Here is a 23,549-nt window from a genome sequence, read left to right as displayed (position 1 = left end):
TTAGAGTTTCGCTTCGCGCTGTTTGGACAGTTTTTTAAACTTGCGGATTACCATTTCACGCTTCAGTTTGGATAAATGATCGATAAACAACATACCATCCAGATGATCTATCTCATGCTGTAAAACAGTTGCCAGAATGCCATCGGCCTCAACCAACTGCTTCTCACCCGCAAGGTTGATATACTCAACTGTCACTTCGGCAGGACGCTCAACTTCCGCATATACATCCGGGATAGAAAGACAGCCTTCTTCATAAACATTCGGCGTATCCGATGATTTGACGATTGTCGGATTGATAAAAACCTGCGGCTTGGGTTCATCATCTTTATCGCTGACATCGACGACAAGCATCCGGCGCGCTTCTCCAACCTGAATAGCAGCAAGGCCAACGCCCGGCGCATCATACATTGTTTCCAGCATATCGTCGGCAAATTTGCGCACATCGTCATCGACGCGCTCCACCAATTTGGACTTCTGGCGCAATATAGGATCAGGTATAATAACAAGCGGTAATATGGACATGGACTTCCAGTTAAAGTTTCGCGCTTGAAACGTCAATAACGAGTGAACCACCTGTTCGTCTATAGAGATTACCATGTCGTGCGAATCACATAAGCTGGGAACATGGAAATTACAGATATATTTGAACAGACAGCCTTCATGATAGGCAATATGCCGGTGGCATACGGGCTGATAGCCGTTACCGCCACCTGCCTTCTGGCTGTGTTAATGCTGTTCCTGATTTTTGCGATCCGCCAAGCGTCAAAAATCCGCCAAGGTGAAACAGAAGCATCCCGTCTTCGCGCGGAAGAGGCAGAAGCACGTGTCGCAGACATCTTGAAAAGCCAGGCAGAAATGCAGGGGCGTCTTTCGACTATTGCCGAGGTTTTCGGCTCCCGCCAGAGCGAACTCAATGAGTCTATCAACGCGCGGCTTGAATCCATGACATCACGCATCGGCGCATCGATGAGCGAACAGCAAAAATCCACGCATGAGAATTTAAGCAAGCTGCAGGAAAGACTGGCCGTTATCGACAAGGCGCAAGATAATATCAGCCAGCTTGCGGGCAATGTGGTTGAACTTCAATCAATTCTTTCCAACAAGCAGACACGCGGTGCATTTGGCCAAAGCCGTATGGAGACGATTATTGCTGATGGTCTGCCGCTGGGCGCTTATGAATTTCAGGCAACGCTTTCAAACGGCAACCGCCCTGATTGCACCGTTCGAATGCCAAATGATGCACCTGATCTGGTTATCGACGCTAAATTTCCTTTAGAAAGTTGGAACGCCATCCGCAATGCGGAGGACAGTGCAACCATTGACCATCATTCACGCCAGTTTCGTAACGCGATGGATGTGCATATTAAAGCGATATCAAGCAAATATCTGATTGCCGGAGAGACACAGGACACGGCATTCCTGTTCGTGCCATCTGAAAGCATATTCGCTGATATTCACGAGCATCACGAGGCAATCGTCCAAAAAGCACATAAGGCACGTATTGTGATTGTTTCACCGTCACTCCTGATGCTTTCCATTCAAGTTATTCAGGCACTTTTGAAAGATGCGCGTATGCGCGAGCAAGCCCATTTAATTCAAACCGAAGTCATGCGCCTGATGGAAGATTTGGGCCGTCTTGATGACCGTGTGCGTAAATTGCAAACTCATTTTGGGCAGGCGAACAAAGACATTGACGACATTCTGGTATCGACGGGCAAGCTGACAAAGCGCGGTCAACGGATAGAAGGTCTGGAATTCAAATCGGCCTCTTTAGATGACAAGAGCGATGAGAAATCCGCTCAAAGTAAAACTGGGCAACTGCGCCTGCGTGTGATTGAAGGCGACGATTAATTTACACTCTTCGTCACTACTTGGACTAAGTAACCGCTATGTCTCCGGATTTTCCATCAGCCCATCCCGATGATCCTCATTACATTTCGCGCAGTGGGTGGCTTCGCGCAGCGGTTCTTGGCGCCAATGACGGCATTGTTTCCATATCCTCGCTCATCGTTGGTGTAGCTGCAGCAAGCTCAGATCAAACGTCTATTCTGATCGCAGGACTTGCAGGATTGGTGGCCGGCGCAATGTCGATGGCATCGGGTGAATATGTGTCCGTATCCTCGCAAGCCGACATCGAAAAGGCGGACATTAAACGCGAGGCCGCAGCATTAAAGGAAAACCACAAAGAAGAGTTTGATGAACTTGCCGCGATTTATGAGCTACGCGGTTTAAAACGTGAAACCGCCGAGCAGGTCGCCCATGAATTAACAGAAGATGATCCCTTACGGGCTCACATTCGTGACGAACTCGGCCTTTCAGAGCACCAGTCCGCAAACCCGCTACAGGCGGCCTTCGCCTCGGCTTTCACCTTCTCCATGGCTGCTGCATTACCGCTGTTAGCTGCTTTTTTCGCCCCTTCAGACGCGATCATAATGACCGTTCTTATCACAACGATTGCCGCTCTCATCATGCTGGGCGCATTGGGAGCAAAGCTTGGCGGCGCGCCAATTGTTCCAGCAGCAATTCGCGTTTTGATTTGGGGTACGATTGCAATGGCGATTACAGCCTGTGTTGGCTGGGCATTTGGTGTCACACTTGATTGAACAAAACCGAAAGCGGATTTGAATGACAAAGGTTGAACGTGTCGCACTCTATGCCCTTCTGATTTCAATCACAGCGCTTTCTCTTGATATGCTGCTGCCATTGCTTCCGCAGATTGCTCAGGCATATTCAAGTCCGGATAGCAATCAGGTATATTTTGTTATTTCCGTTGTCATATTCGGTATGATTTTTGGTGAGATTCTCTTTGGCCCTCTGGCCGATGCGCTTGGACGCAAACCGGCACTTATGATTGGACTTGGTGTTTTTCTCATCGGCACAATTATCGCACTGACAGCCAGCAGCCTAACTTGGCTACTTATTGGCCGTGCCATTCAAGGCATTGGCGTGTCCGGCCCCAAAATTGCAACCCGCGCTTTAATCCGCGATCAGTTTCAAGGGGCGCAAATGGCACGCATCATGTCCATGGTGTTCTTTCTGCTTATTGGCCTGACGATGCTTGCGCCCATATTAGGTCAATGGCTGGGCAACGCTTTTGGCTGGCGCTCTATATTCTACTTCTATGTCATATTAGCCATTTTAGCTGGTTGCTGGCTGTTGTTGCGTCATAAGGAAACATGGCCACGCGCTGCACGTAATCCCCTTCTGCTCCGTGAAATTTTCAAAAACATCAAACTCATTTTGAAGAACGTGCGTGTCTTATCATACACCACTATCGCAGGGCTGGTTTTCGGCGCGCAGCTTACATTCCTGTCCGTGGCACAATCTATCTTTGCGACAACATACCAACGCGCAGACAGTTTTGTTTATTGGGTCGCCGCATTTTCGCTGTGCGTCGGGCTATCCTCACTTCTCAACAGCTATCTCGTCATACGCAAGCCAATGACTTTTCTGGTGGGTGTTGCGCTAACAGGTCTTGGCTTATCCGGCGTTGCTCTTTTCACGCTGACACAAGCATTAGGCACGCAGCCGCCATTTATTGTTTTCGTCAGCGCCATGGCGATTACGTTTGCCTGCATTGGCACTGTTTTCGGAAACATCAACGCGATGGCAATGGTTTATCTGGGCCGCGTTGCTGGTCTTGGTGCAAGTGTCATTAGCTCGCTTTCCAGCTTGATAGCCTTTGCGCTCGCTGCTCTCATGTCCCAGCTTCACGATGGAACGCCCTTGGCGCTCTCCATATGTCTTATTATTTCCGGCTCATGCGGCCTGATTGTACTGCTGCGGGCCAATAGATTTGCGGAAACATCTGTCTAAACTTATCTGTCCCGCCTATTTGATTGCTCGAATAAGCTCGTTACTGGGAAAGCATGTCGGCTGACGCTGATGCGCTGATTCCCAGTCACCAATCGAACGTCGTGTCTTGAACCCCGGCAGGCCGTCGGCACCGCCAACATCCATTCCCATTTTTTCAAGGTTGCGCTGCATCGATGCAATGTCAGAACGCAACATGGAATCCGTTTTGCGCCAACCTGCTTTAAATGGTGAGCCGCCATATTGAATACGATCGCCTGCATGGCCGACAAAAAGCGCATAAAGATCGCTCTCGTTATATTCCTTGAAAACATAAAAATTTGGCGTGACAATAAAGGCAGGGCCAGAGCGGCCCGCCGGCATCAATATCGAACCAAGCTTGTTCATTTCAATCTTTGGAAACGGCTTTCCGTTAACACGTTTCACGCCAAGCCGTGCCCATTCCGCGAATGTTTTGCGATTATCCGGGCCTTCCTGAGCGCAGGAAATATTGTTCGGGAGTATGACTTCAAAGCCCCAGTCCCTGCCTTCCTGCCATCCAAACTTATTAAGATACGCGCCGATTGAACCGAGTGTATCGACCGTCGAATTCCAGATATCCGGCTTGCCGTTTCCATCCATATCAACGGCATATTTCAAATAGGAAGAAGGCAAGAACTGTGGTTGGCCTAAAGCACCGGCCCAGGATGATTTCATTTGAGAGGGCGACGCCAAGCCACGTTCCACCATTTGCAGACCCGCGATCAGCTCTCCCTGAAAAAGTTCAGGACGGGTGGACATAAATGCCTTTGTACTCAGAACCTCGAATGCATCATGCGGAATGGCAACGCGGCCAAATCCGGATTCTCTTCCCCAAATGGCAATTAAAAAACGCCCCGGAACACCGTATTTTCGCTCGATCGACTTAATGACCGTCGCGTTTTGCTTCAGCAGGTTTCTGCCGGTGGCAACAATTGACCCCAGATTACGCTCATTGAAATAATTGGAAGGTTGCGAGAACTCGGCCTGTCTTATTTTCTTAGGGGTGCCGCTTGTTCCCGGTGTTACAAGTCCGGGGATTTTTTGATTGAGTTTTTTACCGGCCAGAGCATTGTCGAACGTAGTGCGCGATACACCGGCAGCCTTGGCTTTCGGCCACATTTTCGTTTCAAGAAAGGTGCGGTATTGTGCATCCAAGCCACCTTGAGCAAAAGCGAATGTCGGTACAAGCAATGTCAACAAAACAGTCGTCAAGCGCAGCATTTAAATACCCTCTCTCAAGAATCACAATTGGCAGCTTAGGCAATGGATTCAGGTGCGATCAAGGCAAGGCGATGAACTGCCTAAAAATTTGTGCGGCTTCTAAGTGCCGCAGATAAAGTTCCCTCATCAAGATAGTCAAGTTCGCCGCCCACGGGCACACCATGCGCTAAGCGTGTAATCTTTACATTCAAATCTTCAAGCTGGGACGTAATATAATGCGCTGTTGTTTGCCCTTCGACCGTTGCATTAACAGCCAGAATCAACTCCTTGACCTCTCCGCCAACCACGCGATCCACAAGTGTTTTTATATTTAAGTCATCCGGCCCGACGCCATCAAGCGGAGAAAGCGTGCCGCCAAGAATGTGATAACTCACGCTCATTTCAGACGCGCGCTCCAAAGCCCAAAGATCAGCAACATCTTCGACAACGATAATCGTTGTACTGTCACGGCGCGGGTCCGTGCAGATTGAGCAGGGATTTTGCGTGTCAACATTGGCGCATACGCTACAAATCTGGACTTTTTCAGCCGCATCGGCCATTGCGCCCGCAAGCGGTGTTAAGAGCTGATCTTTTTTCTTGATCATATGCAGAGCCGCGCGCCGAGCCGAACGCGGTCCAAGCCCTGGCACTTTTGCCAGCAACTGGATCAGTTTCTCAATTTCCGCACCGGCGATTCGTTTTGTTGACATGCATTAGATTTAAAGCGCGAAACAGAACTTTGAAAGAGATATGAATTTTTGTGTGCATATTTCGGGTGGCTCGCTTAGACAATTGCAACTATTGCTTTGGCAGCAAAGTGAGAGCCTATGTCCAAACCAGCCATCAATACATCCATGACCACCGTTGAATGGTTCATGCTTATCGGCCTGTCGGTTATTTTCGGCGGTTCGTTCTTCTTTACCGGCGTGATTGTTCAAGACCTTCCGCCAAAGACGATCGTCTTTTTTCGTGTGCTTATCGCAGCGCTGGCTTTGCATTTTTTCATGATTGTAACCGGCCGAAAAATGCCTTGGAACGGCACTATATGGGCCGCTTTCTTTGCTATGGGGCTGATCAATAATGTCATTCCCTTCTCGCTGATTGTGTGGGGACAAACGCAGATTGCATCGGGTGTTGCCTCAATTCTGAATGCGACAACGCCATTATTTACTGTGATGATTGCCCATGCGCTGACAGCAGATGAAAAATTAAGCCCGTCACGTATCACCGGCGTCATCATAGGCTTTATCGGCGTTGCAGTAATGATCGGCGGCGGTGCAATCGCTGACGGAATGATAACGGCCCTTGCGCAATTTGCCTGTATCGGCGCGGCAATTTCCTATGGTTTTGCCGGTGTTTTCGGGCGACGCTTCAAACGAATGGCTGTTAGTCCCTATGCCGTTGCAACGGGCCAGGTTACAGCATCCACCGTCATCATGTTTCCGCTCATGCTGCTATTTGATCAACCTTGGACACTTGCAGCACCATCACTACAAAGCATATTTGCACTTTTGGCACTTGGGCTGATCTCAACCGCTTTTGCCTATATTCTGTTTTTCAAAATCTTGGACGGAGCCGGTGCGACAAATCTTTCACTCGTGACATTTTTAGTGCCGGTCAGTGCGATCTTTCTCGGTATCGTTTTCTTGGGCGAGATATTGTTGCCAAGACATTTAGCGGGCCTCGCGCTGATTATTGCGGGACTGGTATGCGTCGACGGCCGTGTTTTCAAACGCCGTGCCATCGCCTGACTTAGTCAGGGAAAGCGCATAGACGATACCCTCCGCGCCGTTCAGCTACATCCAAATGCAGATGATCGTCATGATAGGCATCGCTGCCCGGCCCTAAAACCGTTGTGAAATGCAGACAGGCACCAAAGCGAACCGCCTTTTGAAAGGCTTCCTCATCTGAGCCTTTGCGGTCACGCGGTTCGATTTTTATGCTGCTACCATCCGTGAATTCAAAACTTGCAATATCAATGGCGTTGCCTTTTGCATGTTCAGACAATTTAGCGTTTTTTTGATTGTTTCTTCCGCGGCAAACATAAGTTGAAGCGTGACGAACCGTTGAAAAAGTTTTTTCCTTATCCCATGCGCTTATTGCCGGAATAACCGACTTATCCACCCAGCCGGCAAGCGCTTCCACCACGCTGCAATTCAGGGCAGTGTCCGGTTTTACAGCTACATTTCCGGGCAGTTCATCAACATCAATCGGATAGGCAACACCGCAGGCCCCCTCGCCGTCTTCAGCAGGTAACACACGGAATTTCACGCCCTGATCAGCCAAACGCCTTTCGCAAGCAAAATCGCGCAATGGCTTTATACTGGCTTCAGCCTTATTTGGCTGCGAAGCAGCGCCCGCATCGTCCTGCACAATATCTTTGTCTTGCGGACGGGCGCTCGGAATTGGCAGGTCCTGCGCCAATGCAACCGAACCTTCAACCAGCAACAGCGTCGCGAGCCCCAGAGCCCGAAATCTAGAAACGATCAATATCAGAACGGTAATTTCATGCCCGGCGGGATAGGCAATCCGGCAGTCATTTCCTGCGTCTTTTCAGCCATAATGGCTTCAATTTTGCCCTTGGCGTCGCTATGGGCTGCAATGATCAGATCTTCCAAGATTTCAGCATCATGATCCGCGAAAACGGAAGGATCAATTTTGATTGCGGTCAACTGTCCTTTGCCCGACATAGCGACAGTAACAACACCGCCGCCAGCAGTGCCGTCTGCAGTTAATGTTTCCATTTCGCTCTGCATGTCAGCCATTTTCTGTTGCATTTCTTTGGCCTTGCTCATCAGGCCCATCAAATCTTTCATTTGAAAATTCCTTTATTTAAAAATCAGCAATATCGTCGGGATCAATCGGAACGTCGTCTTCAAATGATCCGCCGTCGTCGAGTATTATATCGTCATCCAATGCGTCAGCGCCAAGGCGTACATCAATAATTTTTGCGCCGGGAAATGCGGCAAGGATGCCTGCTATCTCCGGATCACGTGAGGCATCAACCAGCATCGCATTGCGCTTACTGTCCGAAACCTCTTCCAGCGTCTTACCGCCTTCTTCTTCTCGGCTGACAGAAACGATCCATCGTGTGCCTGTCCATTCTGTCAGTTTACGACCAAGATCGCCTGCAAGTGACTTAGGTGCATCCTCTGTCAGTGTGATTGATAAATTGCCCGGCGCAATCGAAACAAGGCGAACGCATTTGCGGATATTCACCTTCATTAAAGGATCGCGATTTTTTTCCGCCAACGCATCAATGTCTTCCAGCGAGTTCACGGGAATGGCATGAGACGCCGGTTCTGTTTGCTGTTTTTGTTCCGGCTGCGGATTATTGGCCACCATGCGAACCGGCGAAGCGGAAGTCTGACCGGCTGTTACGCCATCCATGTTGGATGGCGCGCTGTTTTGTCCGACGGCGTGCGCCATGGAACTGCCGCCTGACGATGTATTTGATCCGGCCATAGCATTTGGTTGCGGCGCGCTCTGGCTGGGCGCGCCATCAAGCTTTTTTAGCGCATCATCCAGCGTTGGCATTGTTGAGGCATGGGCCAGCCGAATGAGAACCATTTCAGCTGCAGCAACGGGGCGCGGCGCGCTTTGCGTCTCCGGTATGCCTTTCAAAAGCATCTGCCAAGTACGCGCCAGTACGCTGACCGCTATCTTTTCAGAAAAAGCCAATCCGCGCTCTTTTTCATCCGGCGACAAGGATGGATCATTGGCAGCCGCTCCCGGTACAAAGCGCAAGCGCGTTACCAGATGCGTGAATTCTGCCAGATCTGTCAGTATGACTGCCGGATCAGCGCCTACATCATATTGAGAACGGAATTCGGCCAAGGCTTCCGTCACGCGGCCAGCCATGAGGTGCTCAAACAGATCAACGATGCGGGTGCGATCAGCCAGGCCCAGCATCGAGCGCACGGTGCCTGCATCAACTTTACCTGAACTATGCGCTATGGCCTGATCAAGAATAGAAAGTGCATCACGCACGGATCCTTCGGACGCCCGCGCAACCATGGCCAGCGACGCTTCGTCTGCTTCAACACCTTCCTGCTCGATAATTGAAGAAAGGTGCGCAACCATTTCAGCTGTTTCGACCCTGCGTAAATCAAAGCGCTGACAACGCGACAGAACTGTAATTGGTACTTTGCGGATTTCAGTTGTCGCAAAGATGAACTTTGCATGTGGCGGCGGTTCTTCCAGTGTCTTTAAAAGCGCGTTGAACGCTTTGTCCGACAGCATATGAATCTCGTCGATGATATAGACTTTATAACGCGCAGACACCGGCGCATAACGCACACCGTCAATAATCTGTTTGATATCATCGATGCCCGTGTGGGAGGCAGCATCCATTTCGATGATATCGACATGGCGCCCTTCCATAATAGCCTGACAATCTTCTCCCGGCGTAGAAAGGTCAACGCTTGGCTGATCAATAAGATCAGTTTTGTAATTAAGCGCCCGCGCAAGAATACGCGCTGTTGTCGTCTTTCCTACACCACGAACGCCAGTCAGCATCCAGGCTTGTGCAATCCGGCCCGTTTGAAAAGCATTGGTAAGTGTACGCACCATCGGCTCTTGGCCGATCAGCCCCGTGAAATCACTGGGACGGTATTTCCGGGCAAGAACGCGGTATGGCGTCGCTTTTTCAGGTGTATCATTCATGACAGCTTTGTAACGCGAAATGCGCTCAAGTGACGAGTCTTGAATTTAGTAATCTGCAAGAAATTTGGAAGGTGGAAGGCTGGACAGGTGACCCGCGTCGAATTCGTTAGGGCTGCTTCCTTCCGGACCTGACCCGGTTGGCGAGTGACACGTCCACAGCCAACCTTCCAAGGCTCATATCGGACTTTCAAAACGAAATTGCAAGTATCAATCGTGGTTTTGATTGGTTTCGCCGCACTACGCCGAAATGATTTTCGCCAATTATCGTCCGTAAAACGCGTAAATAGTGCTACATTAAAAATAGCGCGGGTACTTCTGCTCTCGATACAAAAGCCGCACACTTGGTGACAGGAGAATAAAATGGCAGATTTCAAACTGGATTCAAGATTGAGTGCTGACACAATTGCTATCGGCGATAGCGGGCTTTGCCGGCTTTTATTGATGGATGATTCGCGCTTTCCTTGGCTTATTATGGTGCCTCGCCGTTTTGACATCACGGAAGTGCATGAACTGACGCCTCTTGACCAAACCGTTTTAACCTTCGAAATTGCTCAAGTATCAGAGATACTTAAAGACATTACCGGATGTAAGAAAATTAATATCGGCGCACTTGGAAATATGGTTCCACAACTCCACATCCATATTATTGGCCGCAATGAAGGCGATATAGCCTGGCCAGGGCCTGTTTGGGGAGCAGGCAAGTCTGTGCCATATGATGAAAAGACGATGAGAACTTTTATTGAACGCTTCTCGTCTGCGCTACAACAGGCAAGCTAATTCAAGCCAAGCAAACCGGACCACTATGACTTTTTCACTATTTGACGCGCCTTACCCTGAACATTCTGCAAATTGTGCGTTTTCAGGAAACCCGTTGAATCGGTTTTCCGAGCGGCGCACAGAAACATGTGTCGCTGAAGCGCTCGATGAACCGGAAGCCAAGGTGCTGATTATTGCGTATGGCAAGGTCGTCTTCAAAAAAAGCGATGCCAGCCTGAACGCGATTTTCAAACCAAAAGAGCTGGAGGCCGCTGAAGTCGAAACTGATAAGATTGTACTGCTTGGCTGGGACGAAAAAGGTGTGCCATGGTTGATTGCATCGTCTGGCTTTACAGAAGAGACCCTAAGTGAAGCCTTTGAAGCCATTGATTTCCGGTCTGTTTACATTCAAGGGCTTCTTGATGAAGCAGAACTTGGCATATTGGCGCAAGGCGGTGCGCTTTTAAGCTGGCACAAAAGCCATGCGTTTTGTTCAGGGTGCGGTACCGCGAGCCTCATGCGCGATGGCGGCTATAAGCGTAGCTGCCCTCAATGCGGCGCGGATCATTTCCCGCGAACCGATCCCGTTGTGATCATGCTGACGGTTTCCAAAGACAATGAAAAATGTCTGTTGGGCCGCAGTCCCCATTTTGCAGAAGGTGTCTATTCATGTTTGGCAGGTTTTGTGGAGCCAGGCGAAACAATCGAAATGGCCATGCGCAGAGAAACTAAAGAAGAAACCAATATTGATGTCGGGCGTGTATCATATCATGCAAGCCAGCCTTGGCCATTTCCCTACACAATGATGATTGGCTGTTTTGGCGTGGCGGCATCTCAGACCATTGTCATTGATGATGAATTGGAAGATGCCCGATGGTTTTCACGCGCAGAGGTTCGGCAAATGGTAAACGGCATGCACCCTGAAGGTCTTATCATGCCGCCTAAAGGCGCTATCGCCAGCAATCTTGTGCTTCACTGGCTAAATGCAGTTGATGCACCATAAAGCGCACCAACTGTTATAAATCTCTTAAGCGACGATGAGCGTTGAGCCGTTTTTGACCCGATCATAAAGATGAATAACATCCTGATTCATCAAGCGAACGCAGCCACTGGAAACGGCTTTGCCGATGGTCCAATACTCCGGAGAGCCATGCAAACGGTAAAGCGTGTCTTTTCCGCCTTGGAATATATAAAGCGCCCGCGCACCAAGCGGGTTATCGATACCCGGCTGCATACCCCCGTTTGCAGCACTATATTTCTCAAGCTCAGGCTGGCGTCCGATCATTTCTGCCGGCGGCGTCCATTTTGGCCAAGCACGTTTCCACTGAATTATGCCGCGACCTGACCATGTAAAGCCCTGACGCCCCAAGCCCACACCATAACGCATTGCCCGGCCATTCGGCATCACGTGGTATAAAAAGTATGATGATGTATCAACAATCACTGTGCCGACCGGATGCGGTGATGTGTAATCCACCTCACGGCGCCAAAACCGCTCGGGCACTTTGGTCAAATCAACAGCAGGGATCGGGAATTGCTCATTAGGCTTTGGGCCGTAAGCCAAGGCGTATTCCTGCGGAATAGCCGGTTTGGCCGGTGCTGTTGGCAGCGTTGTGAAGGCCGGCCTGTTTACTGAGGTACAGCCAGCAGCTGCAAGCCCCATAAGTCCTACTGAACCCGTCACAAACCCGCGACGCGTCATTGTGTTGTTTTTCATTTTATTCCCCGTGGGAGGCATAAGGGTGTCGTAATTCACTCTGAATGTGAGCGTGTTTAAGCTTTGCGATATGGCTGCAATCACAGACAAAAGCAAACCCGACACCGGTCACGAATATGTGATTTACTGACTGTTCTGATCGATGCGGAACTGAGCAGCAGGATAAACGCCAAGCACATCAAACTGATCTGTAAAGAAGCCTAACTCTTCAAAAGCCAATTGAACATTAGGATCATCAGGGTGCCCTTCAATGTCGGCATAGAACTGCGTTGCGGTAAACTGACCACCGAGTTGGTAGCTCTCAAGCTTGGTCATGTTGATACCATTTGTCGCAAACCCGCCCATCGCTTTGTATAGGGCCGCAGGTATGTTGCGAACACGGAAGACGAAAGTCGTCATCACCAACTCATCGAGAGTTTTGCGCTTATATTCATGCGGTGTCTTGGAAAGAACAACAAACCGCGTCACATTATTATCCGTATCCTCGACGTTCTGCTTCAAAATATCGAGACCATAGAGCTCGGCAGCCAGATAAGGCGACAGTGCTGCCATGGACGGGTCGCCTTTTTCAGCAATCATTTTCGCTGCACCGGCAGTGTCTCCGGCAACAACTGCCTTCCATCCATATTCACGCACAATATTTCTGCATTGCCCTATTCCGTGAATATGGGTGTGCACTGACTTTATCTGGCCTATGTCAGTGCCTGGCAAAGCCATCAGGTGGAAATGAATCGGCAGGAAATATTCACCAATTATGTGAAGTCCTGATTGCGGCAGAAGGTGATGAATGTCAGCAACACGCCCCGCGAGCGTGTTTTCAATCGGAATCATGGCAAGCGAGGCCTCGCCACTATCGACAGCATTAAAAGCATCTTCAAACGTAGCACATGGCAACGGCGTCATATCAGGAAACATGTTGCGTGATGCCGTATCGGAATTCGCGCCCGCTTCGCCCTGAAACGAGATGATATTATTATGGTCGGTCATTATGCTTCTTATTTCCTAATTTCCTGCGTAAGAATAGCGCGCGCTCTTTCTAGATCAGGCGGTGTATCTATGCCAAGCGGAACCGTGTCAATGATGGCGGCATGTATCATCATTCCATCTTCAAGCGCACGCAACTGCTCCAAGCTTTCACGTTTTTCAAGTGTTGACGGCTTCAATGATACAAACCGTTCAAGCGCGGCACGCCGATACGCATAAAGACCTATGTGGTGGTATAGCGGTCCGTCTCCATAAGGCGCTGTTGCCCGCGTGAAATATAATGCGCGAAGCAAACTCTCCCCGATTGGAGAACCAACGATCTTGACCACATTAGGATTCGTTTTCTCGTGAGTGTCTGTAATTTCAACGCCCAAAGTTGCAATATCGCATTGTTCGTCGTTAAGCGGTGCGAGCACCGCCCGAATGTCAGCCTTTGATATTGTAGGCAGGTCACCCTGAACATTGATAATTACGTCGAAATCACCGCCGAGATTCGTAAGTGCCTCAAATATCCGGTCAGAACCGGACTGATGTTTCTCGCTCGTTATCACAGCTTTGTATCCGTAATCAGAGGCGGCCTGAAGAACCTCACGTGAATCCGTCGCAATCAATACGTCACCGCAATCAGATTCCCGCGCACGATCCGCGACCTGAACTATCATCGGTTTTCCGGCAATATCCGCCATTGGTTTGCCCGGCAAACGGGTCGAAGCCATGCGCGCAGGTATGATTATGATCGGTTTCATGGGCATCCATATTCAGAAGTGGCAAAAAGTCTCAATGTAAGACGTCTTATAGGTGTTGCATGGCGGACGTAAAAGACATAGTTTCCGGCCAAATTAAAGAACCGCCTTGTGGCAAATTCAAATATACGGTGACGAAACCCATGGAATCCATGAAAACAACAATGTACGCAGGCGCGTTTTTGGCAGCCGCAGTTATGGTTATGACGCTTAGCATCCTTAGTGATGCTCTTTTCCATTCCGAAACACCGGAAGAGTTTGGTTACGCGATTGAAGCCGCAGAAGGCAGTGCGCCTGCCGCAGGTGGCGAAGAAGATGCCGGTGTACCTGACATTTCAGCGCTACTTGCAAATGCCGATCTTGCCGCAGGTGAAGCCGGTTTTAAAAAGTGCGCTGCATGTCACACAATTGAAGAAGGCGGTGCGGACAAAATCGGCCCTCATCTTTATGGCGTATTTGGACGCGATATTGCTGGCGTAGAAGGCTTTAAATATTCATCTGCCCTGGCAACATATGGTGAAGGCAAACAGTGGACGTTTGAAGAGATGAACGGCTTCATCTACAAGCCGAAAGACTGGGTTAAAGGCACAGCAATGGGTTTTGCCGGTTTGAAAAAAGATCAGGACCGCGCAGACTTGCTTGCCTATATGAACCAGCAAAGCTCAAGCCCGCTCGACCTGCCATCTCCTGAAGCTGCAGAAGAAGAAGCCGCCGCAGAGGGTGAAGCGTCTCCCGAAGGTGAGGCTGCCGAGCCAGCCGCAGAAGCCGAGCCAACCACAGAGACCGAACCTGTGGCAGAAACAACCGAGCCTGCAGCGGAAACTTCAACAGAAGCTACTCCCGAAGAAACCGCACCTGCTGAGGGAGAAGCAGAGAAAACAGAATAATCTTCTGAAATTGTGATTAAAAAGCCCGGTTTTCCCGGGCTTTTTTGTTTTTCTACTTTGAATCGGCACATTTGCGCCTAATCTCTTTTAGAGAGTTCTAGTGGGAGAATTACCGATGAAGCGTTGTGTTGTACCGGTTTTACTGTTTGCCTTGTCGATGCCAATATCATCTTCATTTGCACAGGAAGCGAGCGGATGGGTGACGACAGATTCTCTTATCACCACCAGCAAATATGCCGATAATTTTTCACATTACGATCACGCAAATCCCGATGCCCCGAAAGGCGGGACAATCAATCTTCCTGCGTTGGGGACTTATGACAGCTTCAATCCCTACATAATCAAGGGCAACCCCGCAGCCGGTTTTGCGCCAAGCGGTTTTGGCGGGGGGCTGCTTTATGACACTTTGCGGGATCAATCTATAGATGAGCCATCAACCAGTCATCCGCTTGTGGCAGAAGCCTTTACCTATCCAGAAGACGACTCTTTTGCGATTTACCGTCTGAACAAAGCAGCCAAATGGCATGACGGAAAGCCGATCACACCTCAGGATGTTGTATGGACATTCGGCATTTTGAAACAATACAATCAGCTATATCGCGAATATTATGAAAACGTTGTTTCCGCAGAAGCCCTGAATGAGACAGATATCAAATTCACCTTTAACGAAAAGAACAATCGCGAACTGCCCAATATTCTGGGTGACATGCCGGTCTTGCCGCAACACTGGTGGGAAGGCACCGACAAAGATGGTAATCAACGGGATATTTCACAACCGACACTGGAGCCACCTTTAGGGTCAGGTGCCTATAAAATCGCATCATTTGACCCTGGTACTTCAATTACTTGGGAGCGGGTTGAAGATTACTGGGGCGCAAACCTGCCCGTTAACAAGGGCCGGAACAATTTCGACCGCTATCACTACACCTATTTTCTTGATTCCACCCCTATTTGGGAAGCTTTCAAAAAAGGTGGTATTCAGGATTTTCGCTCTGAAACCAGTTCCCAGCGTTGGGCGGGAGAATACACCTTCCCCGCATTTGAGGCCGGAGAAGTAAAAAAGCGGGCATTTCCGACAACCAGCCCACAGCCAATGCAGGGCTTTGCGATGAATATGCGCCGCGACAAATTTCAAGATGTGCGCGTTCGCAAAGCACTTTCTTATCTTTTTGACTTTGAATCCATCAACAGATTGCAGCTTTCTGGCCTGAGAACACGCACCGACAGCTTCTTCGAAGGCGGCGAATTGCAGTCCTCCGGCATCCCTGAAAATCGCGAGTTGGAAATTCTGGAAGAGTTCCGGGCTGAATTACCGGAAGAGCTGTTTACAGAACCATTTGAAAATCCGGTAGGCGGCGACCGATCCAAAAACAGGGACAACCAGCGCATTGCGGCAAAGCTTATGCGCGAAGCAGGATGGGAGCCGCGTAATGGTGTTTGGACGAATGTTGAAACCGGGGAACCGTTTAGCATCGAGATTTTAGGTGGTTCGCCTGTAACAAATATTATTGCAGGACAATTCACTCAAGATATGCGTAAATTCGGCATCGACGCCAGCATTCGCATTGTCGATTCCAGCCAATATGTTTCACGGCTCGAAGAGTTTAACTTTGATATGACCACTGTGCGGCTCGCGCAGTCGCTTTCACCGGGCAATGAGCAGCGTGATTTTTGGTCGTCCGCCTCTGCAGACCGCCCTGATTCACGAAACATGTCGGGCATAAAAAATCCCGTAGTAGATGAGCTCGTTAACAAAATCATTTTTGCTGAAAACCGTGAAGAACTTATTGCGCTGACACATGCGCTCGACCGCGTATTATTGTGGAATTACTACTACATACCGCAGTGGCATTCACCGGAGGAATGGATCGCATGGTGGGACAAATTTGAATTTGTTGACAAGCAGCCAAGCTATTCTGGTGTTGATGTTTCATCATGGTGGATCAAACAGGAGCAAGCTCAATGATTATTGACCGTCGTCGTTTTCTAGCCGTGACCGGCGCCGGTCTGGCAGGCGCGATGGGGCTGACAAAACTTTCGCTTGCTGCGAACCCATCCGGCGAAGCGCTACACGGCCTATCGGCTTTTGGTGACTTAAAATATCCGAAAGGCTTTACGCATTTCGATTATGCATCCCCCGATGCTCCTACCGGTGGCACGTTTAATTTTCAGCCCACTTATTGGTACCACAACCAGAATACGCAAACCTTTAACACACTTAATAGTTTTGTCCGAAAGGGTGATGCGCCGCCCCGCATGGAAATGTGCTTTGATTCGCTGGTCACATCGGCCCATGACGAGCCGGACGCCGTTTACTGCCATTTGGCCGAATATGTCGTGATTTCTGAAGATCGCAACAGTTTCACTTTTAAAATACGCGACATTGCGCGCTGGCATGACGGAACACCGATTACGGCAAATGATGTGGCGTTTTCTTATCGAACGCTCAAAGAGCAAGGTAATCCCGAGCTTTCACTTCCGCTGGCATCACTGATTGAGGCGCGTATTGACGGACCGATGACTGTTACATTGGTATTTGACGGTTCGCAGGCCGCACAGGATATTTTATCTATTGCCGGCTTTCCGATAATTTCTGAAGCCTGGTACACAGAAAACACTTTTGATGAATCAACGCTAACCCCGCCATTGGCGTCTGGCCCCTATAAAGTCGGCCGTATGAATCCCGGCAGTTTTATCGAATATGAGCGCGTCGACAATTATTGGGCCAAGGATCTTGGCACTGCAAAAGGTCTCAATCATTTTCAGACAATCCGCATAGATTTTTTCAAAGAGCGGCAAGCCGGATTTGAAGCTTTCAAGAAAGGCGACATTACTTTTAGAGAAGAATATACAGCCAAAAGCTGGGCTACAGAATACAACTTTCCTGCGATCAAAGATGGCCGCGTCATCAAGGCTCTATTTGATTCTGAAAAGCGCGCCCGCATGCAGGCGTGGTGCCTCAATTTACGGCGCGAGCGTTTTCTAGACAAACGAGTCCGCGATGCCATTGCCCAGTGCTTTGACTTTGAATGGACCAATAACAATATCTTCTATGGTGCCTATGAACGATCACATTCATTGTTTGGCGGATCACAATATGAGGCAAACGGGAAACCGGATGCCAGCGAAAAAGAACTGCTTGATCAGCTTGGCTCTGAACACGATCTGCCGGATGGAATTTACGAAGAAGCATATCTACAACCAAAATCGGACGGCTCAGGGCGCGACCGGAATAAACTGCGCGGCGCGTCCAAACTGCTTGCAGAAGCAGGATGGAAGCCGGGTGAAAATGGCTATCTGCGAAACGATAGTGGTGAAACACTCGATCTTGAATTTCTGATCTATGCCTCGGTCTTTGAGCGCATCTACGGACCTTTTATCGAAACCATGCGGGCTGTTGGCATCAACACATCGCTTCGCCTTGTCGATCCGGCGCAATATCAAGCACGCACAAGCAGTTTTGATTTCGACATGGCAGGACTTGCCATCGGCTGGACGCCGACGCCGACAGCCAGCGGGCTTGAAGTTGTTTTCGGCTCGAAAGCAGCAGACACCGAAGGCTCGAGAAACCTGCCCGGGCTTCAAAATTCACTTGTCGACGCGATAATTTATGAAATCGGGGCTGCAAATAGCCGGGAAAGACACGAAACAGCCATGAGAGTGCTCGATAGGGTCTTGCGGCTGACGCGCGAATGGATTCCAAATTGGAGTTCAGCGAATCACCGCGTTGCCTATTGGGACATATTTGGTTTCAAAGAACCTAAACCTGATTATTTCTGGCCAGTGGAAGCGCTTTGGTGGATAGACAAGGAAAAGGCCGAAAAGCTTGGCAAGGGTTAAAAGCACAAATATGAACTCACTTTCCAGTATCAGGGAGTTCTAAAGCATGGGCGCTTATATCCTGCGACGTTTACTTTTAATGATCCCGACTATTCTGGGCATCATGGCGATATCATTCACTGTTGTGCAGTTTGCGCCAGGCGGGCCGGTTGAACAGGTGATCGCGCAACTTACCGGCCAAGGAGGTGATGCAACAGACCGCATAACCGGAGGCGGCAGTGACCTTGGCGGAGACGATATCGGATCAAGCATTGAAAGCGGCGGTGGCGGCAATTCCAAATATCGCGGTGCCCAAGGGCTTGATCCGGAGTTCATTGCCGACTTGGAGCGTCAATTCGGGTTCGATAAACCACCTCTGGAGCGCTTCGCTCTCATGGTCTGGAATTACGCCCGCTTTGATTTTGGCGACAGTTATTTCCGCGACATATCGGTGATTGATCTGATCATAGAGAAGATGCCCGTTTCTGTATCTCTTGGCTTATGGATCACGCTTCTTTCCTATGCGATCTCAATTCCTCTAGGCATAAAAAAAGCCATTTCGGATGGCTCAACGTTTGATACATGGACGAGCGGCATTATCATTCTTGCTTACGCGATTCCCGGATTTCTGTTTGCAATCCTCTTAATCGTTCTTTTTGCCGGCGGTTCATTTTATGATCTGTTTCCATTGCGCGGTCTGGTATCAGATAATTTTGCGCAGCTTTCATGGTATGAGAAAATACTCGACTATTTTTGGCATCTTGCTTTGCCGTTAACAGCGCTCGTCTTATCAGCATTTGCAACCACAACACTGCTGACTAAAAACTCGTTCCTTGATGAGATTAGAAAGCAATATGTCACAACTGCGCGCGCAAAAGGGCTTGGCGAAAACAAAGTTCTTTACGGGCATATTTTTAGAAATGCCATGCTGATCATTATTGCCGGATTTCCCGCGGCTTTCATCTCCGCGTTTTTTACAGGCTCGCTGCTGATCGAAACAATTTTCTCACTGGATGGTCTTGGACTGCTTGGCTTCAAATCGGTTGTTGACCGTGATTATCCGGTCGTGTTTGGAACACTCTATATTTTCTCACTTTTGGGGCTGCTTGTCAGTTTGCTATCTGACCTGATGTACACCTGGGTGGACCCACGCATTGACTTTGAATCGAGGGATGTTTGATGGCTGACACCACCATGACATCACAAAAGCAGATTAAACGGCCGTTTCTTTCGCCTATCAATCAGCGGCGCTGGCAGAACTTCAAAGCCAATCGCCGCGGTTATTGGTCGCTTTGGATTTTCCTCGGTCTATTTGTTCTGTCTCTATTTTCAGAATTCATTGCTAACGACCAACCCATTCTGGTCTCCTACAAAGGCGAAATATTAACGCCCGTTTTCGTCAATTACCCTGAAGAAAAATTCGGCGGGTTCCTTGCCCGAACTGATTATACCGATCCCTTCATTCAGGAAGAGATTGAGTCCAATGGCTGGATGATTTGGCCACCGGTCCGCTTTTCCTACAGAACCGTCAATAAGGAAGTGCCGACAACCGCACCTTCAAAACCTGCCTTTATGTTTGATACGCGCGAAGAGCTTTGCGCGCGCTATGCAGAAGGCGTGAATGACCCCAATTGCACATTTGGCAACTTCAACTGGCTTGGCACAGATGACCAGGCGCGCGATGTGTTTGCACGTACACTTTACGGCTTTAGAATTTCGGTTTTATTCGGACTGATTTTGACGGCTTTGTCTGCGGTCATCGGTGTTGCTGCGGGTGCTGTACAAGGTTATTTCGGCGGATGGACCGATCTGATTTTGCAGCGCATCATCGAGATATGGTCATCCATACCCGTACTTTATATTCTCCTGATCATGGCGGCTGTTCTACCGCCGGGTTTCTGGATATTGCTGGGCATCATGCTCCTGTTTTCATGGGTCGGGTTTGTAGGCATTGTGCGTGCAGAATTTCTGCGTGCGCGTAATTTTGAATATGTTAATGCAGCGCGCGCGCTCGGCGTGTCCAACCGCACAATCATGTTCCGCCATTTATTGCCCAATGCGATGGTTGCAACATTGACGTTCCTGCCATTTATATTGAATGGCTCGATTACCACCCTCACATCGCTGGACTTTCTCGGGTTTGGCCTGCCGCCCGGTTCGGCTTCACTAGGCGAATTAATTCTGCAGGGTAAAAACAACCTTCAGGCCCCGTGGCTAGGCTTTTCCGGCTTTATTGTGATTTCTATCATGCTTTCCTTGTTGATTTTCATCGGAGAGGCAACGCGCGATGCGTTTGATCCAAGAAAGACTTTTGTATGACAGGCGCACAGGACAATAATACACAAGCAGCGCCGCTTCTTTCGGTTCGCAATCTGGCTGTTGATTTTACACAAGGAAGCACAAAAACGCGCGCGGTTGATGGTGTTTCATTCGATATCGCCGCGCGTGAGACTGTTGCGCTGGTCGGCGAATCCGGTTCTGGTAAATCGGTTACTGCAAACTCCATCTTGAAACTGCTGCAATATCCGGCAGCAAGCCATCCGCATGGCGAAATTATATTTGATGGTCAGGACTTAATGAAAGCACCTGACGCAGAGCTGCGCCGTGTGCGCGGCAATGATGTCACGATGATTTTCCAAGAGCCGATGACATCCCTTAACCCACTGCATTCAATTGAAAAGCAGATTGGTGAGATTCTGCGGCTACACCAAAGCGTACCGGATGCCAAAATTCGAAGTCATACAATAAGCCTGCTCGATCAGGTAGGCATACGCGATGCGGAAAAGCGGCTTACCGCCTATCCGCACCAGATGTCCGGCGGTCAACGTCAGCGCGTTATGATCGCAATGGCATTAGCCAATACGCCGAAACTACTTATCGCAGATGAACCAACAACGGCACTGGATGTTACCGTTCAGGCGCAAATTCTCAAATTGCTGGACAGCCTGAAACAGAAGTCTGACATGTCGATGCTGTTTATCACGCACGACTTGGCAATTGTTCGCAAAATTGCGGACCGCGTCTGTGTCATGACAAACGGAAAGATTGTTGAAACCGGTCCGACAGAGGAAATCTTCAACAATCCGCAGCACGAATACACCAAACATCTTCTCGCGGCAGAACCGAAAGGCAATCCACCCAAGCTCGACACATCATCGCCCATCATCATGAAAGGTGATGCAGTAAAAGTCTGGTTTCCGATTAAAAAAGGCTTCATGCGCAAAACGGTTGATCATGTAAAAGCGGTTGACGGTATTGATGTCACGGTGCGCGCAGGTCAAACACTCGGCATTGTCGGCGAATCCGGTTCAGGGAAAACAACGCTCGGACTTGCATTGTCCCGCCTGATCTCCTCGGAAGGAAAAATTAGGTTCGACAACGATGATATCGCCGCACGGTCATTCCGCGAGATGCGGCCTGTACGCAAAGATTTGCAAGTAGTTTTCCAAGACCCTTTCGGCTCGCTTAGCCCGCGCATGTCAATCGCAGAGATCATTGCAGAGGGGCTGGAAATACATAGCCCTCATCTTTCACGCACCGAGCGTGATCAAGCGGTGGTCACCGCCCTTCAAGAAGTTGGCCTAAATCCGGAAACGCGTTTCAGATACCCGCATGAGTTTTCAGGCGGCCAGAGGCAACGCATTGCTATTGCCCGTGCAATGGTCCTTACACCCAAGTTTATTATGCTGGACGAGCCAACATCGGCATTGGATATGAGCGTACAGGCGCAGGTTGTCGATCTGCTACGAGATCTGCAGAAAAAGCATAATCTTGCCTATCTCTTTATCAGTCATGATCTGAAAGTTGTGCGTGCGCTTGCCAATGAAGTGGTTGTTATGCGCAATGGCAAAGTGGTCGAATATGGTCCTTCAGAACAGATTTTCGATGCCCCAAAAACAGATTATACAAAAGCACTGATGGCTGCCGCATTTGATATTGAAACAGCACCTGAAGGCGTGGTGGCAGATTAATGGCTAGAAAAATCCTGCTTGCAGTTACCGGCCTTGATGAAGCGCTTTGGCAAAAAGAAATCGAGCGCCTTGCGCCTGAATTCAAGATTGTGACTGAGATCACAAATGATGCCGATGACATCGAATATGCCATTGTCTGGAAACAGCGACCAAACATATTGAATGCCCTGCCAAATCTGAAAATCATATTTTCAGCAGGTGCCGGCGTCGACCATATTTTCAAAGATGATACGCTGCCCAAGGTTCCCATTGTAAGGGTCGTTGCCGACGATTTAACAAGCCGAATGAGCGAATATATCATCTGGCAAGCACTCGACCATTTGCGGCAAGGAGTGCGCTATAGAAAGCAGCAGGCAGAATCGCTTTGGCAAGAAGATAAAGCCCAGCCCGCAGCCAGTGCCGTTACTGTCGGCATTATGGGCATCGGCGCTTTGGGTATGGATGCTGCAATAAAGCTTCAAATGATCGGCTTTAATGTTTTGGGTTGGAGCCGCACACCAAAGAACAACACGCATATCGACACTTTTTCAGATCCCGATGGCTTGAGCGAGATGTTAGCGAAAACAGACATTCTTGTATGCCTGCTGCCTCTGACGAACGAAACGCACGGTATTATTAATACGCAATTGATTGCCCGGTTAAAAAGCGATGGACCTCTTGGTGGCCCTGTTTTGATCAATGCCGGCCGGGGCGGTCTTCAAATCGAAGCGGATATTTTAGAAGCACTGGATAATGGTTCACTTGCAGCAGCGTCTCTGGATGTCTTCGAGCAAGAACCATTGCAACAAGACAGCCCTCTTTGGGCACATCCCCGTGTGATGGTCACACCGCATGCGGCAGCCGCATCAAATCCTTTGGCGATCATTCCGCATATCTTCAAACAGATTTCAGCATATGAGCGTGGGGAAGCGCTAGAAAACCTCGTCGATATCAGTGCCAGATATTAGAGCATGTCAGGAAAAGTGGGAACCGG

Annotated in this window: 22 protein-coding genes and 1 other RNA gene; 13 read left to right on the top strand and 10 right to left on the bottom strand. The window is 49.4% G+C overall.

Annotated elements, in window-relative coordinates; translation table 11 throughout:
- Nucleotides 1–522: a peptide deformylase gene (gene def, locus SU32_RS12925; protein WP_053999801.1), complete on the bottom strand. Its 522-nt coding sequence runs from the start codon at nucleotides 520–522 to the stop codon at nucleotides 1–3.
- A gap of 102 nt (nucleotides 523–624) precedes the next feature.
- On the opposite strand from def, the gene SU32_RS12920 reads away from it, so the two are divergent.
- From SU32_RS12920 to SU32_RS12910, 3 genes are read left to right on the top strand one after another with little or no spacing between them, the layout of a single operon-like run.
- Complete coding sequence (locus SU32_RS12920) at nucleotides 625–1,851, top strand: DNA recombination protein RmuC (protein ID WP_053999800.1); 1,227 nt, start codon at nucleotides 625–627, stop codon at nucleotides 1,849–1,851.
- Nucleotides 1,852–1,889: 38 nt separating this feature from the next.
- Nucleotides 1,890–2,603 (top strand): VIT1/CCC1 transporter family protein, encoded by a 714-nt coding sequence (locus SU32_RS12915; RefSeq protein ID WP_053999799.1) that lies wholly within the window; start codon nucleotides 1,890–1,892, stop codon nucleotides 2,601–2,603.
- Between the two features lie 22 nt (nucleotides 2,604–2,625).
- Nucleotides 2,626–3,816, top strand: a complete 1,191-nt coding sequence (locus SU32_RS12910; protein ID WP_053999798.1) for an MFS transporter — start codon at nucleotides 2,626–2,628, stop codon at nucleotides 3,814–3,816.
- Nucleotides 3,817–3,831: 15 nt separating this feature from the next.
- On the opposite strand, the gene SU32_RS12905 is transcribed toward SU32_RS12910, so the two are convergent.
- Together SU32_RS12905 and recR are read right to left on the bottom strand one after the other, a co-directional pair.
- Complete coding sequence (locus SU32_RS12905; RefSeq protein WP_053999797.1) at nucleotides 3,832–5,055, bottom strand: lytic murein transglycosylase; 1,224 nt, start codon at nucleotides 5,053–5,055, stop codon at nucleotides 3,832–3,834.
- A gap of 80 nt (nucleotides 5,056–5,135) precedes the next feature.
- Nucleotides 5,136–5,744, bottom strand: a complete 609-nt coding sequence (gene recR / locus SU32_RS12900; protein WP_053999796.1) for a recombination mediator RecR — start codon at nucleotides 5,742–5,744, stop codon at nucleotides 5,136–5,138.
- A 117-nt stretch (nucleotides 5,745–5,861) separates the two neighbouring features.
- Between recR and SU32_RS12895 the strand changes: the two genes are divergently transcribed.
- Nucleotides 5,862–6,785 (top strand): DMT family transporter, encoded by a 924-nt coding sequence (locus SU32_RS12895; protein ID WP_053999795.1) that lies wholly within the window; start codon nucleotides 5,862–5,864, stop codon nucleotides 6,783–6,785.
- Nucleotide 6,786: 1 nt separating this feature from the next.
- On the opposite strand, the gene SU32_RS12890 is transcribed toward SU32_RS12895, so the two are convergent.
- The 4 genes from SU32_RS12890 to ffs form a co-directional block, all read right to left on the bottom strand.
- Nucleotides 6,787–7,524 carry an extensin-like domain-containing protein gene (locus SU32_RS12890; RefSeq protein ID WP_053999794.1) on the bottom strand — a complete coding sequence of 246 codons (738 nt, stop codon included), beginning with the start codon at nucleotides 7,522–7,524 and terminating at the stop codon, nucleotides 6,787–6,789.
- 2 nt (nucleotides 7,525–7,526) lie between these two features.
- Complete coding sequence (locus SU32_RS12885) at nucleotides 7,527–7,850, bottom strand: YbaB/EbfC family nucleoid-associated protein (RefSeq protein WP_053999793.1); 324 nt, start codon at nucleotides 7,848–7,850, stop codon at nucleotides 7,527–7,529.
- A gap of 16 nt (nucleotides 7,851–7,866) precedes the next feature.
- Nucleotides 7,867–9,699 carry a DNA polymerase III subunit gamma/tau gene (locus tag SU32_RS12880; RefSeq protein ID WP_053999792.1) on the bottom strand — a complete coding sequence of 611 codons (1,833 nt, stop codon included), beginning with the start codon at nucleotides 9,697–9,699 and terminating at the stop codon, nucleotides 7,867–7,869.
- Between the two features lie 71 nt (nucleotides 9,700–9,770).
- Nucleotides 9,771–9,867, bottom strand: an RNA gene (ffs, locus tag SU32_RS17155) — signal recognition particle sRNA small type.
- 192 nt (nucleotides 9,868–10,059) lie between these two features.
- Here ffs and SU32_RS12875 point away from each other — a divergent pair.
- Both SU32_RS12875 and nudC read left to right on the top strand, forming a co-directional pair.
- Nucleotides 10,060–10,476, top strand: coding sequence for an HIT domain-containing protein (locus SU32_RS12875; protein ID WP_053999791.1), 417 nt, complete (start codon nucleotides 10,060–10,062; stop codon nucleotides 10,474–10,476).
- A 25-nt stretch (nucleotides 10,477–10,501) separates the two neighbouring features.
- Entirely contained in the window at nucleotides 10,502–11,458 is a 957-nt protein-coding gene (gene nudC, locus SU32_RS12870; protein WP_053999790.1) for an NAD(+) diphosphatase, read from the top strand.
- A 24-nt stretch (nucleotides 11,459–11,482) separates the two neighbouring features.
- On the opposite strand, the gene SU32_RS12865 is transcribed toward nudC, so the two are convergent.
- The 3 genes from SU32_RS12865 to SU32_RS12855 all read right to left on the bottom strand — a co-directional run bounded on the left by SU32_RS12865 (nucleotide 11,483) and on the right by SU32_RS12855 (nucleotide 13,902).
- Entirely contained in the window at nucleotides 11,483–12,172 is a 690-nt protein-coding gene (locus tag SU32_RS12865) for a L,D-transpeptidase (protein WP_053999789.1), read from the bottom strand.
- 123 nt (nucleotides 12,173–12,295) lie between these two features.
- Complete coding sequence (locus SU32_RS12860; RefSeq protein WP_053999788.1) at nucleotides 12,296–13,159, bottom strand: prephenate dehydratase; 864 nt, start codon at nucleotides 13,157–13,159, stop codon at nucleotides 12,296–12,298.
- 8 nt (nucleotides 13,160–13,167) lie between these two features.
- Nucleotides 13,168–13,902: a 3-deoxy-manno-octulosonate cytidylyltransferase gene (locus SU32_RS12855; RefSeq protein WP_053999787.1), complete on the bottom strand. Its 735-nt coding sequence runs from the start codon at nucleotides 13,900–13,902 to the stop codon at nucleotides 13,168–13,170.
- Between the two features lie 140 nt (nucleotides 13,903–14,042).
- Here SU32_RS12855 and SU32_RS12850 point away from each other — a divergent pair, with 140 nt between their 5' ends.
- The 7 genes from SU32_RS12850 (at nucleotide 14,043) to SU32_RS12820 (ending at nucleotide 23,523) form a co-directional block, all read left to right on the top strand.
- Nucleotides 14,043–14,786, top strand: a complete 744-nt coding sequence (locus tag SU32_RS12850; RefSeq protein ID WP_211097769.1) for a c-type cytochrome — start codon at nucleotides 14,043–14,045, stop codon at nucleotides 14,784–14,786.
- A gap of 115 nt (nucleotides 14,787–14,901) precedes the next feature.
- Nucleotides 14,902–16,752, top strand: a complete 1,851-nt coding sequence (locus tag SU32_RS12845; RefSeq protein ID WP_053999785.1) for an extracellular solute-binding protein — start codon at nucleotides 14,902–14,904, stop codon at nucleotides 16,750–16,752.
- Nucleotides 16,749–18,626, top strand: a complete 1,878-nt coding sequence (locus tag SU32_RS12840) for an extracellular solute-binding protein (RefSeq protein WP_053999784.1) — start codon at nucleotides 16,749–16,751, stop codon at nucleotides 18,624–18,626. The genes SU32_RS12845 and SU32_RS12840 overlap by 4 nt, the downstream gene beginning before the upstream one ends.
- Before the next feature lie 46 nt (nucleotides 18,627–18,672).
- Nucleotides 18,673–19,785 (top strand): microcin C ABC transporter permease YejB, encoded by a 1,113-nt coding sequence (locus tag SU32_RS12835; RefSeq protein ID WP_053999783.1) that lies wholly within the window; start codon nucleotides 18,673–18,675, stop codon nucleotides 19,783–19,785.
- Entirely contained in the window at nucleotides 19,785–20,924 is a 1,140-nt protein-coding gene (locus SU32_RS12830) for an ABC transporter permease (protein WP_053999782.1), read from the top strand. Before SU32_RS12835 ends, SU32_RS12830 begins: the two co-directional genes overlap by 1 nt.
- Nucleotides 20,921–22,576, top strand: coding sequence for an ABC transporter ATP-binding protein (locus SU32_RS12825; RefSeq protein WP_053999781.1), 1,656 nt, complete (start codon nucleotides 20,921–20,923; stop codon nucleotides 22,574–22,576). The genes SU32_RS12830 and SU32_RS12825 overlap by 4 nt, the downstream gene beginning before the upstream one ends.
- Nucleotides 22,576–23,523: a 2-hydroxyacid dehydrogenase gene (locus SU32_RS12820; protein ID WP_053999780.1), complete on the top strand. Its 948-nt coding sequence runs from the start codon at nucleotides 22,576–22,578 to the stop codon at nucleotides 23,521–23,523. Before SU32_RS12825 ends, SU32_RS12820 begins: the two co-directional genes overlap by 1 nt.
- The last annotated feature ends 26 nt before the right edge of the window (nucleotides 23,524–23,549 follow it).

The organism is Ahrensia marina (assembly GCF_001293565.1).
GTDB classification, from domain to species: Bacteria; Pseudomonadota; Alphaproteobacteria; order Rhizobiales; family Rhizobiaceae; genus Ahrensia; species Ahrensia marina.
Note: the sequence above shows the minus strand (reverse complement) of the source record. Positions and strands in the feature narration are given on the sequence as shown.

Bases quoted from the DNA above. Each gene is read 5' to 3' on its own strand.
- def (WP_053999801.1), bottom strand. From the start codon at position 522: ATGTCCATATTACCGCTTGTTATTATACCTGATCCTATATTGCGCCAG.
- SU32_RS12920 (WP_053999800.1), top strand. From the start codon at position 625: ATGGAAATTACAGATATATTTGAACAGACAGCCTTCATGATAGGCAAT.
- SU32_RS12915 (WP_053999799.1), top strand. From the start codon at position 1,890: ATGTCTCCGGATTTTCCATCAGCCCATCCCGATGATCCTCATTACATT.
- SU32_RS12910 (WP_053999798.1), top strand. From the start codon at position 2,626: ATGACAAAGGTTGAACGTGTCGCACTCTATGCCCTTCTGATTTCAATC.
- SU32_RS12905 (WP_053999797.1), bottom strand. From the start codon at position 5,055: ATGCTGCGCTTGACGACTGTTTTGTTGACATTGCTTGTACCGACATTC.
- recR (WP_053999796.1), bottom strand. From the start codon at position 5,744: ATGTCAACAAAACGAATCGCCGGTGCGGAAATTGAGAAACTGATCCAG.
- SU32_RS12895 (WP_053999795.1), top strand. From the start codon at position 5,862: ATGTCCAAACCAGCCATCAATACATCCATGACCACCGTTGAATGGTTC.
- SU32_RS12885 (WP_053999793.1), bottom strand. From the start codon at position 7,850: ATGAAAGATTTGATGGGCCTGATGAGCAAGGCCAAAGAAATGCAACAG.
- SU32_RS12880 (WP_053999792.1), bottom strand. From the start codon at position 9,699: ATGAATGATACACCTGAAAAAGCGACGCCATACCGCGTTCTTGCCCGG.
- SU32_RS12875 (WP_053999791.1), top strand. From the start codon at position 10,060: ATGGCAGATTTCAAACTGGATTCAAGATTGAGTGCTGACACAATTGCT.
- nudC (WP_053999790.1), top strand. From the start codon at position 10,502: ATGACTTTTTCACTATTTGACGCGCCTTACCCTGAACATTCTGCAAAT.
- SU32_RS12865 (WP_053999789.1), bottom strand. From the start codon at position 12,172: ATGAAAAACAACACAATGACGCGTCGCGGGTTTGTGACGGGTTCAGTA.
- SU32_RS12860 (WP_053999788.1), bottom strand. From the start codon at position 13,159: ATGACCGACCATAATAATATCATCTCGTTTCAGGGCGAAGCGGGCGCG.
- SU32_RS12855 (WP_053999787.1), bottom strand. From the start codon at position 13,902: ATGAAACCGATCATAATCATACCTGCGCGCATGGCTTCGACCCGTTTG.
- SU32_RS12850 (WP_211097769.1), top strand. From the start codon at position 14,043: ATGGAATCCATGAAAACAACAATGTACGCAGGCGCGTTTTTGGCAGCC.
- SU32_RS12845 (WP_053999785.1), top strand. From the start codon at position 14,902: ATGAAGCGTTGTGTTGTACCGGTTTTACTGTTTGCCTTGTCGATGCCA.
- SU32_RS12840 (WP_053999784.1), top strand. From the start codon at position 16,749: ATGATTATTGACCGTCGTCGTTTTCTAGCCGTGACCGGCGCCGGTCTG.
- SU32_RS12835 (WP_053999783.1), top strand. From the start codon at position 18,673: ATGGGCGCTTATATCCTGCGACGTTTACTTTTAATGATCCCGACTATT.
- SU32_RS12830 (WP_053999782.1), top strand. From the start codon at position 19,785: ATGGCTGACACCACCATGACATCACAAAAGCAGATTAAACGGCCGTTT.
- SU32_RS12825 (WP_053999781.1), top strand. From the start codon at position 20,921: ATGACAGGCGCACAGGACAATAATACACAAGCAGCGCCGCTTCTTTCG.
- SU32_RS12820 (WP_053999780.1), top strand. From the start codon at position 22,576: ATGGCTAGAAAAATCCTGCTTGCAGTTACCGGCCTTGATGAAGCGCTT.